Origin of the sequence: Bacillus cereus group sp. BceL291 (assembly GCF_051776705.1) — a bacterium.
Taxonomy (GTDB): Bacteria; Bacillota; Bacilli; order Bacillales; family Bacillaceae_G; genus Bacillus_A; species Bacillus_A cereus.
Genome location: NZ_JBPWAP010000036.1, coordinates 44,407 through 54,978 on the forward strand (window position 1 = coordinate 44,407; position 10,572 = coordinate 54,978).

Consider the following 10,572-nt stretch of genomic DNA (forward strand, 5'->3'; position numbering starts at 1 on the left):
ATGTAACACCTCAATTTCTTACCTTTCAAACAACAATAATTTATATAATGTTACTATACCACGTTTTATCTCATCTTAATGAAAAGATGCACAAAAAAGCTATCTCCGCAATGGAGATAGCCTTTCTACTTATAATATCGTACCCGCTTTTTCAGCACCTAACATTTCAATAATTTGATTATTATCGTCTAATACTGCAATTTTTGGTTCTTGTTTATGAATCTCTTCTTCCGTAACTAGCCCATAACAAATAATAATTACTTTGTCCCCTGGTTGTACAAGCCTTGCCGCAGCACCGTTTAAACAAACAACACCACTACCGCGTTCCCCTTTAATAACGTATGTCTCTAAGCGAGCACCATTATTATTATTTACAATTTGGACTTTTTCGTTTTCTACAATATTTACTGCATCCATTAAGTCTTCATCAATTGTAATACTACCTACATAATTTAAATTTGCCTCCGTTACAGTTGCACGATGTAACTTTGCTCTCATCATTGTGCGAAACATAGATGCTCCCCCTTATTTAACTGTTAATGTTATATTGTCAATTAATCTTACATTTTCAAACTTAACTGCAATAGCTAAAATGATTCTTCCTTCGACTTTCTCTACCATTGTTAATGACGGATATGCATATAAATCTGCATAATCTACAGTGCCTTTCGTATGCGTCTCAATATACTCTTTCACAAGATTTGTAATGATTTCGGGATTACGTTCACCTGCCTCAATTCTTTCTTTCGCTATACATAGGCTGCGGTATAAATGAAGAGCTTCTTCACGTTCATCTTGTGATAGGTACACGTTACGAGAACTTTTCGCTAAACCATCTTCTTCCCTTACAATATCAACTGGTACGATTGTAACTGGAATATTGAAATCAGTTACAAACCCTTCAATTACTGCAACTTGTTGAGCATCTTTCATACCGAAATAAGCACGCTTTGGCAGCGTAATATTAAATAGTTTCATTAGTACAGTTGCAACACCAGCGAAATGACCAGGTCTTTGTTGACCGCATAATACGTCCGTGCGCTTCACAACTTCTACCGTTGTTGTTTGTTCTGCTGGATACATTTCTTCTACACTCGGATAAAATAAATAATCTACACCGTTTTCTTTTGCTACATTTTCATCTCTATCAATATCACGAGGATATCGATCTAAATCTTCATTTGGGCCAAATTGTAGTGGGTTTACAAATACACTTAAAACTACAATTTCATTTTCTTCTCTTGCCTTACGTAATAAAGTAGCATGGCCTTCATGTAAATAACCCATTGTTGGAACAAAACCAATACTCTTTCCACTTGCACGAAGTTCGCTCGTAATTTGCTGCATCTCTTGCACTGTAGTTACGATTTTCATTATTGTTTTCCTCCGTATAACGCTAAGCATTCTTCCTCTTTCATTGTGAACGAATGTTTTTCTTCAGGAAATTGCCTTGTCTTTACTTCAGTAACATATTGTGAAATCCCACGCACAATCTCCTCTTGAACAGACGTATATTGCTTCACAAATTTCGGAACACGATTTACGCCGTATGAGATAAGATCATGATAAACAAGCACTTGCCCATCTACTTTTTGTCCTGCACCAATCCCAATTGTCGGTATTGTTAGTTGCTCTGAAATAAGTTCTGCTAACTGCATTGGTACACATTCTAACACAAGCGCTATTGCACCAGCTTCTTCACATTTCTTTGCATCTTCTATTAATTTTTTTGCACTCTCCGCATCTTTTCCTTGCACTTTATATCCACCCAACACTCCTACAGATTGAGGGGTTAAACCTAAATGCGCTACAACAGGAATTCCTGCGTTCGTCAAATATTGAATCGTCGATATAACTTCTCCAGCACCTTCTACCTTCAGTGCGTGTGCCCCGCTCTCTTGAACGATGCGGCGTGCATTCACCATCGTTTCTTGTAATGATACGTGATACGACATAAATGGCATATCAGTTACAATAAACGTCTCTTTCGCTCCGCGGCGTACAGCTTTCGTATGATGAATCATATCCTCTACTGTTACAGGTACTGTTGAATCGTATCCGAGTACAACCATTCCAAGAGAATCTCCAACTAGAATCATATCAACTTCAGCTTCTTCTGCTAATTTAGCAGATGGATAATCATACGCCGTTAGCATTGTAATCGGCTCACCTTGCTCTTTCATCTTCAAAAAATCTGTTTTTGTTTTCAAAAACTACTCCTCCTTTATGCAGGAGAGAGGAGATGGCCGAAATCATATAAAAAAACCCCTCTGGCCATAAAAGGGCAGAAGGGTTGTGTGTTAGTCGGCATTATTCATCCCTCTGTCCCAGTCCGTTATTGGATCAAGGCAGAATCCAAGTTATTATTTTTCGTATGACTTCGAATCATGGTGCAGTTCGCTCTGATACTGCCCACATTCGAACTAATTATAGCAAACTACAAAAAGGAATTACTACATTTTTTCGAAAAAATAATTTTTTATTCTTATTACGGTATATGAAATTTAACACGAGAGTATATATGCTATACAGTTTTTATGGATAATTCAATCCTGAAAAGATACATGTTTTTTCAACGCATGTTAAAAAAGTCCAAGTTAATTTTTTCTGTAATCCATTTAACTGTATAGTATAACTCTTAAACTAATGATGCAGGTTAATTGAGGAAAGTACTTAACAAAGGAGAATTGCAGATGAAAAGAATTTATTATCATGTTACAAATTCAACTCAAAACTATTGAAATAAAAAGAAGTTCCAAAAGAGGAACTTCTTTTACTTAATTTCGATATCTGCAGAATGAATATGATGTACTTTCCCCTCATGATCCTCCAGAAGTAATACACCATCCTCTGTGATTCCTTTTGCTAACCCCGTAATTGTCTCTCTCATCGTTCGAGCGGTAATTTCTTTCCCGATGCTCACAGCGTAACTTTCCCAAAGAATTTTAATGACAGAGAAACCATTTTGTAAATATTCTTCATATAATTTTTCTAGTTGTAAATAGATTTGTTGCATAAGTTCTGCACGAACAATCGGCTTACCTGATTCAATCGCTAATGAAGTAGCGATGTGCTGAATTTCTTCATCAAAATGTTCTTGCTTTTGATTCGCATTAATACCGATGCCCATAATGACAGCATTAATTTTATCAGGATCCGCTTGCATTTCTGTTAATATACCTACAGCCTTTTTACCTTGAATTAAAATATCATTTGGCCATTTTATTCCTACGTTTACACCTGTACATTTTTCAATTGCCTGTGCAACACTAACAGCCGCTAACAAAGTAAGTTGCGGTGCATGATGAACTGGGATTGACGGGCGTAAAATAATACTCATCCAAATCCCTGTTCCTTTTGGTGAATGCCATTTTCTGCTTAAACGACCTCTTCCCGCTGTTTGTTCTTCTGCTACAACGACAGTTCCTTCTTCTGCACCTTCATAAGCAAGTTTTGCTGCAATGTGCTGCGTTGATTCAACAGTTTCTTCAAAATACACTGTTCTACCAATCCGCTTCGTTTGTAGCCCTAACTGAATTTCATTAGCAGTCACTTTGTCTGGCTTACTTGCAATTCGGTAACCTAATCGGCGCACAGCTTCAAGTTCATATCCCTCACTCCGCAGATCCTCCATATGTTTCCACACAGCAGTTCTTGAACAACCAAGTTTATCACTAATTGTTTGGCCGGATACAAACTCGCCATCCGCTTCAGAAAAAACTTGCAATAACTGCTTTCTTATAGTAGATTGCATCCTTGCAGCCACTCCCTTATACGCTCTTTCTCATTAACTACGTTTCCTTGTACGATTGCTTCTTCGATTTTCTGAAGCATTTCAGCAACCCACGGACCAGGCTTTTTGTTTGCCCAGTTTAATAAATCATTACCAGTCACATTCATTTCTTGACGTTCCTGGATTGGCAATGCATGAAACATTAATTGTACTCGTTCAACAGATGTAGGGTCATAGCTTTCAATCATCGCTTCATATACTCTCTCTGCCATTTCAGCGATATGAATTCCCGTTTTATAAAGAAGGACTGTATCCCAATCCTTCTCCTTTCTAGTACGAATTGCCAATAAAACTGCAACAATATCTTTTATTTTTTTATTCGAAAACTTCCATTGACGTAAAAAGACAGATGGATGTTCTTCTCCGATACAATATAAGAAAAATGCCCACGCCTCAATATCCGTTTCGAAAGAATCCCATTTATACTGCGTAGCTTTTAACAGTCTCTCTTCTGACATTTGTAAATATGGCAAATGAGAAAATAGCTTCGTCTCTACTAATTCTTTGAGACCTTTCACACAATATGTACCAGTTAACAGTTTCTCAAACTCTACTGTAATACGCTCAATTGCTATATGTTCTAGCAAATGCCCATACGTTTCAATCGCTTGCTTCGTTTTCATTTCTAATGAAAAACCTAACGTGCTTACAAACCGAATACCACGCATCATTCGAAGGGCATCTTCTTGAAAACGATCCGCAGCATTTCCAACTGTCACAATTTCTCTCTGTTGAATGGCTTCCTGTCCAGCAAATAAATCAACCATTTTGCCTTCTTCTGTCATAGCAATTGCATTCATCGTGAAATCACGACGTTTTAAATCCTCTTCTAATGAACGAACAAATTGAACACTACTAGGTCTTCGAAAATCTTCATATTCGCTTTCTGTTCGAAAAGTAGTTACCTCATAAGGCTCACCATTTTCTACAACAATTACAGTTCCATGCTCAAGACCAACAGGAACATTTCTTGGGAATATAGCCATCACTTCTTCTGGTAGAGCAGATGTCGCAATATCAATATCTCCAATCGGCCTATCGATAATAAGATCTCGTACGCTCCCACCAACAAAGTAAGCCTCATGTCCTTGTTGCTTTAATGTCTCAATAATAGAACTAGCTTTTTTAAATCTTTCCATTTTTGTCATCCCTTAGTACGTCATAGTAAATCGTTTCATATTGTGAAACAATTTTTTCTGAGCGAAATTGCTCATAAACACTTTCTCTTGCTCGTTCTCCCATATTACGGTGAAGTTCCTCGTCCTTTAATAGCTGAATAGCTTGATTTGCCACTCCTGTTGTATCGCCAACTTCACATAAATATCCTGTTTCCCCGTGTTGAATAACCTCTGGAATACCTCCAACCCGCGTTCCGATACAAGGTACACCACACGCCATTGCTTCTAATAAAACAAGACCAAAACTTTCCTTCTCTGATAGAAGCAACATTAAATCACTCATCGCAAGTAGTTCTGCAACATTATCTTGCTTCCCTAAGAATAAAACGCGATCTTCAATATGTAAATTCTTCACTATCTGTAAAATGGTACAGAATTCTGGTCCGTCTCCAACAAGAAGCAACTTCGCATCTACTTCTTTAACAATTTTAGCAAATGCCTGAACAACATCCTGCACACGTTTCACTTTACGGAAATTCGAAATATGAATAAGTACTTTTTCACTCTCACTTATACCATATTCTTTCTTTAATTGAGACATATTACGCTTGAAATATACACGTTCGTCTATAAAGTTATATACCGTTTGAATTTCTTTACTTGGTTTTACAAGCTCATGTGTTTCGTTAATTAATGAATGCGAGACAGCAGTGACAACATCCGATTGCTCAATACCAAAACGAATTAAATTATTTAACGAAGGGTCGGAACCTAACACAGTAATATCTGTTCCATGTAAGGTTGTAACAATTTTAATACGCTCTCCGATCATTTGTTTTGCTAAATATGCACAAATTGCATGTGGTATTGCGTAATGCACATGTAAAATGTCTAAGTTTTCTCTTTGTGCAACCTCGGCCATTTTACTTGCTAACGCTAAATCGTATGGTGGATATTGAAATACAGAGTATTGATTTACCGTCACTTCATGAAAATAAATGTTTGGATATACTTTATTTAACCGGAATGGTAAACCCGATGTAATAAAGTGAATTTCATGCCCACGTTCCGCCAATTGCTTTCCTAATTCTGTTCCAACAACTCCAGAACCACCTACAGAAGGATAACATGTAATACCTATTTTTAATTTCATTTACATCCCCCTAATAAATCAGCATGTAATAAAACCGGTTTCTTACTCATAAATCCCTCGGCATACAAGACTCCAACTTCTTTTCCAAACATCTTCTCACGAGCGATCACAGTTTCAACGTAACCTTCTGTTAACGGTGTCTTAACACCATCGCTCCCTGTTGAAAACTGACTTTCATACGCTTCTAATGCTTCCACCTTTATAGAGAGGTACTCACTTATATCTATACAAAAATTCGGTTTATGAAAACCATTAATCATATAATTATAAAAAGACTCCACACGATGTGGTGAAAGTTCCGGCATATATTTACGGATTCCTGCTGAAAAAATAGCCTCTTCCACAAGCTTTGCACAATTTGCATGATCTGGATGGCGATCTTCATAGTACGGCGCAAAAACTAGTTTTGGTTTATATGTACGGATCACCTTGACAATTTCACGTATATACTCTTCTTTCATATACAAACCACGGTCTGGCATCGCTAAATTCAGCCTCGTTTTTACTCCCATTATACGAGCTGCGACCTTCGCTTCTTCTTTTCTCAACTCTATCGTTCCATTTGAAGAAAGATCAGCTTCTGTTAAATCACAAATACCTACTTCATACCCTTGCTTTGTATATTTAGCGATGGTACCAGCCATGCCGATTTCAACATCATCGGCATGAGCACCAAACGCTAATATATGTAATCCACTCATAATTGTTCCCCTCATTTTCTTAACTTACGATAATCTAAATCTCCTCGCTCTAATGCGTGCATTAACATTTCAGCACTTGCCATATTCGTTGCAAGTGGAATCGCATATACATCACATAAACGAAGCAATGCATTCACATCCGGTTCATGCGGCTGTGCTGTTAATGGATCGCGGAAGAAAATCACCATATCTAAATCGTTCTTTGCAATCATTGCACCAATTTCTTGATCTCCACCAAGAGGGCCAGATTGATATCTTGTTACAACTAATCCAGTCGCTTCCATAATACGAAGCCCTGTCGTTCCTGTTGCAAATAATTCATGTTGTTCAAAAATTGGTTTATATGCGTATGCAAACGAAACCATATCATTTTTCTTTTTGTCATGTGCGATTAAGGCAATTTTCATCCGTTGTCTCCCCTTTAGTCGATAATATTTTCTAAACCGTACACAAGATAATCAAGGTTCATTACTGTCTCAATTGATAGTTTTACACCTGACATAAATGATGCACGATTGAATGAATCATGACGAACTGTTAACATTTGTCCATCTCCACCGAACATTACTTCTTGGTGTGCAATAAGCCCTGGCAAACGTACACTATGAATGTGAATACCGTCTACATTTGCACCACGTGCACCTGCTAGTTGCTCTACTTCATTTGGATGACCTTGCTGCTTTGATTCACGATTTTGACGAATTAACTCTACCGTTTTTACAGCTGTACCAGATGGTGCGTCTAATTTTTGATCATGATGTAATTCAATTACCTCAACATCTTGGAAATATTTCGCTGCCATTTGTGAGAATTTCATCATAAGAACTGCACCAATTGCAAAGTTTGGAGCAATAATTGTTCCTACTGCTTTTTCTTTTGCATTCTCTGTTAAACGTGCCAATTCTTCTTCTGTAAATCCAGTTGTACCAATAACCGAACGAAGTCCACGCTCAACTGCAAGTGTAACGTGTTGTTTCCCCACTTCTGGTGTTGTTAAATCTAACAACACATCTGCTTCTACTTCATCTAAACAAGTATGTAAATCAGCGTAAATCGGTGCATGTAATGCTGGCATGCCAGGTAAATCAGAAATCTTCTCACCACCATGCTTATAATCCACTGCTGCTACTAAATTAAAATGTTCCGTTCTTTCCATAAGAAGAACTGCTTCATGTCCCATACGTCCTCTTGGTCCGGCGATAATTACTTTAATTTCTTTCATTATTCTTTCTCTCCCTCATCAATACGTGTCCAGCGATCTTTATCACGTGTATTAAATTTATTCATTACAATGTTATGTGCTGTCTCTAAATCAATATTTAAACTATTTGCCATACAAATCATAACAAATAATACATCTCCAAGCTCTTCTTCAATACTTCTTTCTTTTTCAGTTGTTTTCTTCGGTTTCTCACCATAATAATGATTTACCTCTCTTGCAAGCTCTCCCATTTCTTCCGTTAAACGAGCCATCATTGCAAGCGGACTGAAATAACCTTCTTTAAACTGACCAATATATGCATCTACTTCTTTCTGCATATCTTTCATCGTTTTTGCTTCCATACTATTCACCTCTAATCCTTCCTCTTTCATGTTAGCCAATTCATCGCGATTTGACAAATATTATTCCCCGCCAAACACCTATTTGCGACCCATTTTTGGATAGACTATAATAAAGTGAAACTTCTTTTGCGTTTTTTTGCAAAAGATTAGTTGAACTAATCGGGTTCCTACGGCTGGTTCGCCTTTCTTCAGAGCTTTATCTCCTACCAGCCGTTGGTACGGGGTAAAGTGAAACTTCTTTTGCGCTTTTTGCAAAAGATTAGTTGAACTAATCGAGTTCCTACGGCTGGTTTGCCCCTCTTCTTTGCTTCATCTCCTATCAGCCGTTAGAGCGGGATAAAGTGAAACCTTCTTTTGTGCTTTTCACAAAAGATCAGCCCACATCAATCAAGTTCTTACTATTTTCACTAGCAACTAGAAATTACTTATTATTATGTTTTACTGTTTCAGCGGAGCAATGCAATCATTACATAATTAGGGGGATTTCTATATGACATCAAAATTGAAGATACGAAATATTATTTTTATTTTAATCGGTTCCGCTATATTTTCTTTCGGTATTGTCAATATCAATATTGAAAACCACCTTGCAGAGGGTGGGTTTACTGGTATTACACTATTATTGTATTTTTTATTTAAGTTTGATCCTTCCTACTCAAACTTAATTTTAAATATCCCTATATTTTTTATTGGTTGGAGGTTACTTGGCAGAACGACATTTTTATATACATTAATTGGCACCTTTAGCGTATCTTTATTTCTATGGATTTTCCAGCGTTACGAAGTACTCAACTTACATTTAAACTTGCAAAATGATATGACACTCGCAGCTTTATTCGCCGGGGCATTTATCGGTATCGGCCTTGGAATAATATTTAAATATGGCGGGACTACTGGCGGTGTAGATATTATCGCACGACTAGCTCACAAATATGTTGGCTGGAGTATGGGGAAAACAATGTTTATGTTTGATGCTGTCGTTATCGTAGTCTCTATTCTTACCTATTTATCATACCGCGAGGGCATGTATACGCTAGTTGCTGTTTTTATCGGTGCTAAAGTCATTGATTTTATGCAAGAAGGAGCTTATGCTGCCAAAGGAGCGACTATTATCTCAGAGAAAAACGATGAAATTGCTGCCAAAATTTTATCTGAAATGGAGCGCGGAGCAACCTTTTTAAAAGCTGTTGGATCGTATACAAAAGTGGAACGTAACGTATTGTATTGCGTTGTTGCTAAAAATGAAATCGTGAAATTAAAGAATATCATTACTTCTGTAGATCCTCATGCTTTTGTCGCTGTAAGTGATGTACATGATGTAGTTGGTGAAGGATTTACGTTAGATGAAAATAAAAACCCTTTACATAATTAAATGTAACTAGAAAAGCGCCTTAGCTTTTCTAGTTTTTTATTACAAGTCTTTTAAGCTTCTCAAAATCCTCATGAATAAGCTCCAATAAACTCCGATTATAAAAAATGGAAGCTGGATGAAAAGTCGGAAAAACATGATATTCTTTCTCTGACCATGTAAACTCTGCACTTTGCATATCCTTTAATTTTTGAATGGGCTGTTTTAATAATTGCCCGTGTACATCTGTGATTTTTTTATTTTTTCCTGTTAAACGTTGAAGACCGATATTTCCAAGCGTGACGATAAGCTTCGGATGTATTTTCTCTAATTCATAATCTAACAAAGGCGCATGGGCAACTATTTCTCCCTGATTTGGCGTTCTATTATACTTTTTTTGTATGATTTCACCATTTCGTTCTTTTTTCTCTCGCCATTTATAAGGTCTACTTCGAACAGCGCTCGTAATATATACTTCTTCCCTTGTAACATCAATACGCTCTAAAAAATCCATTAATTGTTTTCCCGCCCTCCCGCTAAACGGAATCCCATTATGAATTTCTGTTTCACCAGGCGCTTCTCCTAACAACATAAATTTGGGATTTTCAGGACCTTGTCCACTTAAAAAACCTTCTAGTTGATAAGGATCACTGCGCTCTTGCACTTGTTTTACTAAATGGTCTGGATATTTCATTTCCCCCCACCGCCTTTCCGCATTACTTCTATTATTTCTATTTGCAATACATTATATAATTCAATCCATACAACAAAAAAAGACTATCAAAATTGAACTGAACCCAAAAAATTAGACAAATATATTAAGCAGCTACTAAGGATTGAACTCTGTATTGCACAGGGGACAATCCTTTTAGTTTTGTTTTAATTCTTTTGTGATT

At 37.0% G+C, this 10,572-nt stretch carries 13 protein-coding genes; 1 reads left to right on the forward strand and 12 read right to left on the reverse strand.

Annotated elements, in window-relative coordinates:
- Window positions 1–129: 129 nt before the first annotated feature.
- The 10 genes from panD to ACS2CR_RS21145 form a co-directional block, all read right to left on the reverse strand.
- The gene (panD, locus tag ACS2CR_RS21100) at window positions 130–513 is read right to left on the reverse strand and encodes an aspartate 1-decarboxylase (RefSeq protein WP_000490182.1); all 384 of its coding nucleotides are present in this window, start codon (window positions 511–513) and stop codon (window positions 130–132) included.
- 12 nt (window positions 514–525) lie between these two features.
- Window positions 526–1,374 carry a pantoate--beta-alanine ligase gene (panC, locus tag ACS2CR_RS21105; protein WP_000707023.1) on the reverse strand — a complete coding sequence of 283 codons (849 nt, stop codon included), beginning with the start codon at window positions 1,372–1,374 and terminating at the stop codon, window positions 526–528.
- Complete coding sequence (panB, locus tag ACS2CR_RS21110; RefSeq protein WP_000851108.1) at window positions 1,374–2,210, reverse strand: 3-methyl-2-oxobutanoate hydroxymethyltransferase; 837 nt, start codon at window positions 2,208–2,210, stop codon at window positions 1,374–1,376. Before panB ends, panC begins: the two co-directional genes overlap by 1 nt.
- Window positions 2,211–2,773: 563 nt before the next feature.
- Window positions 2,774–3,754, reverse strand: coding sequence for a biotin--[acetyl-CoA-carboxylase] ligase (locus tag ACS2CR_RS21115; protein WP_001192063.1), 981 nt, complete (start codon window positions 3,752–3,754; stop codon window positions 2,774–2,776).
- Window positions 3,739–4,932 (reverse strand): CCA tRNA nucleotidyltransferase, encoded by a 1,194-nt coding sequence (locus ACS2CR_RS21120; protein ID WP_053514231.1) that lies wholly within the window; start codon window positions 4,930–4,932, stop codon window positions 3,739–3,741. The genes ACS2CR_RS21115 and ACS2CR_RS21120 overlap by 16 nt, the downstream gene beginning before the upstream one ends.
- Window positions 4,919–6,064 (reverse strand): N-acetyl-alpha-D-glucosaminyl L-malate synthase BshA, encoded by a 1,146-nt coding sequence (bshA, locus tag ACS2CR_RS21125; RefSeq protein WP_000768305.1) that lies wholly within the window; start codon window positions 6,062–6,064, stop codon window positions 4,919–4,921. The genes ACS2CR_RS21120 and bshA overlap by 14 nt, the downstream gene beginning before the upstream one ends.
- Entirely contained in the window at window positions 6,061–6,765 is a 705-nt protein-coding gene (gene bshB1 / locus ACS2CR_RS21130; protein WP_000015673.1) for a bacillithiol biosynthesis deacetylase BshB1, read from the reverse strand. The genes bshA and bshB1 overlap by 4 nt, the downstream gene beginning before the upstream one ends.
- 11 nt (window positions 6,766–6,776) lie before the next feature.
- A complete protein-coding gene (mgsA, locus tag ACS2CR_RS21135) occupies window positions 6,777–7,172 on the reverse strand; it encodes a methylglyoxal synthase (protein ID WP_000684765.1) in 396 nt (131 codons plus the stop codon).
- Window positions 7,173–7,186: 14 nt separating this feature from the next.
- Entirely contained in the window at window positions 7,187–7,987 is an 801-nt protein-coding gene (dapB, locus tag ACS2CR_RS21140; RefSeq protein ID WP_053514232.1) for a dihydrodipicolinate reductase, read from the reverse strand.
- A complete protein-coding gene (locus ACS2CR_RS21145) occupies window positions 7,987–8,328 on the reverse strand; it encodes a nucleotide pyrophosphohydrolase (protein WP_002108639.1) in 342 nt (113 codons plus the stop codon). The genes dapB and ACS2CR_RS21145 overlap by 1 nt, the downstream gene beginning before the upstream one ends.
- A 490-nt stretch (window positions 8,329–8,818) precedes the next feature.
- Here ACS2CR_RS21145 and ACS2CR_RS21150 point away from each other — a divergent pair, with 490 nt between their 5' ends.
- A complete protein-coding gene (locus ACS2CR_RS21150) occupies window positions 8,819–9,700 on the forward strand; it encodes a YitT family protein (RefSeq protein WP_000202117.1) in 882 nt (293 codons plus the stop codon).
- 28 nt (window positions 9,701–9,728) lie between these two features.
- On the opposite strand, the gene ACS2CR_RS21155 is transcribed toward ACS2CR_RS21150, so the two are convergent.
- Together ACS2CR_RS21155 and ACS2CR_RS21160 are read right to left on the reverse strand one after the other, a co-directional pair.
- Complete coding sequence (locus ACS2CR_RS21155) at window positions 9,729–10,370, reverse strand: uracil-DNA glycosylase (protein WP_053514233.1); 642 nt, start codon at window positions 10,368–10,370, stop codon at window positions 9,729–9,731.
- A gap of 124 nt (window positions 10,371–10,494) precedes the next feature.
- On the reverse strand, window positions 10,495–10,572 hold a 78-nt coding region (locus ACS2CR_RS21160; RefSeq protein WP_131229404.1), incomplete at its 5' end, for an IS3 family transposase.

Excerpts from the sequence above, each read along its gene's own strand:
- panD (WP_000490182.1), bottom strand. The coding sequence starts at position 513 with ATGTTTCGCACAATGATGAGAGCAAAGTTACATCGTGCAACTGTAACG.
- panC (WP_000707023.1), bottom strand. The coding sequence starts at position 1,374 with ATGAAAATCGTAACTACAGTGCAAGAGATGCAGCAAATTACGAGCGAA.
- ACS2CR_RS21115 (WP_001192063.1), bottom strand. The coding sequence starts at position 3,754 with ATGCAATCTACTATAAGAAAGCAGTTATTGCAAGTTTTTTCTGAAGCG.
- ACS2CR_RS21120 (WP_053514231.1), bottom strand. The coding sequence starts at position 4,932 with ATGGAAAGATTTAAAAAAGCTAGTTCTATTATTGAGACATTAAAGCAA.
- bshA (WP_000768305.1), bottom strand. The coding sequence starts at position 6,064 with ATGAAATTAAAAATAGGTATTACATGTTATCCTTCTGTAGGTGGTTCT.
- bshB1 (WP_000015673.1), bottom strand. The coding sequence starts at position 6,765 with ATGAGTGGATTACATATATTAGCGTTTGGTGCTCATGCCGATGATGTT.
- mgsA (WP_000684765.1), bottom strand. The coding sequence starts at position 7,172 with ATGAAAATTGCCTTAATCGCACATGACAAAAAGAAAAATGATATGGTT.
- dapB (WP_053514232.1), bottom strand. The coding sequence starts at position 7,987 with ATGAAAGAAATTAAAGTAATTATCGCCGGACCAAGAGGACGTATGGGA.
- ACS2CR_RS21145 (WP_002108639.1), bottom strand. The coding sequence starts at position 8,328 with ATGGAAGCAAAAACGATGAAAGATATGCAGAAAGAAGTAGATGCATAT.
- ACS2CR_RS21150 (WP_000202117.1), top strand. The coding sequence starts at position 8,819 with ATGACATCAAAATTGAAGATACGAAATATTATTTTTATTTTAATCGGT.
- ACS2CR_RS21155 (WP_053514233.1), bottom strand. The coding sequence starts at position 10,370 with ATGAAATATCCAGACCATTTAGTAAAACAAGTGCAAGAGCGCAGTGAT.